This is a genomic window from Nocardioides sp. CPCC 206348, assembly GCF_048654705.1.
Lineage (GTDB): Bacteria > Actinomycetota > Actinomycetes > Propionibacteriales > Nocardioidaceae > Nocardioides.
In genome coordinates, this window is record NZ_JBMCZA010000208.1 from 4,465 (window position 1) to 5,152 (window position 688).

Below are 688 nucleotides of genomic sequence, written 5' to 3' on the forward strand. Positions count from 1 at the left end.
CAACGCCCGCGCGCTGCGGCTCGCCGACGGCCCCGACGAGGTCCACCTCGGCATGGTGGCCCGCCTCGAGCTGGGCAAGTACGGCGTCACCCGGTGACCGCAGCGCGCGTGCTCGGGAGCGCGTTGCTGCTGACCGGTCTGGGGCTGAGCGGCTGCGCGGGCGAGGACCCGGTCCAGCTCGACGAGCTCGACTCCGCCCTCGGCGGGCTGGCCGTTGCGAACCACGACGTGCACTGCTTCACGCACGAGTTCAGCAAGCGCTGTGACGTCGACGTGGAGATCGAGGGCGACGCGACGAGCGAGGAGATCACGGCGGTCGCCGGTGCGCTGGAGGACTTCGCCGGCGAGTCGAAGGTGACGATCCAGGTGACCCTGGCCAACACCGGGGCTGACACCGACACCGGTGTCGACACCGTCATCGGGGGCCGCATCGGTCCCCGCACCCACGCCATCAGCGTCGGTGCGTCGATGGCGCTGGCGCGTGAGCTCGAGGTCGAGAGGTTCGACGGACAGTTCGGCAAGGACGCGACGATCACGGTGGTTCCGGGGGAGAAGGGTCGCCCGGAGACCGTCGCCGTACAACTGGCCGACGCCGGCAACGCCAGCGTGAACGCCGTTGTCGCGGACTGGCGCTACCTCGCCGAGCCCGGCGACGACCTGACCGACGAGGCCGCCCTCCTCTCGGCGG

Annotated in this window: 1 protein-coding gene; it reads left to right on the plus strand. The window is 71.5% G+C overall.

Annotated features, from left to right (window positions below):
* Positions 1-93: 93 nt before the first annotated feature.
* Positions 94-688, plus strand: a 595-nt coding sequence (locus ACOADB_RS20510; RefSeq protein WP_378602786.1) for a hypothetical protein, incomplete at its 3' end; no start/stop codon positions are given.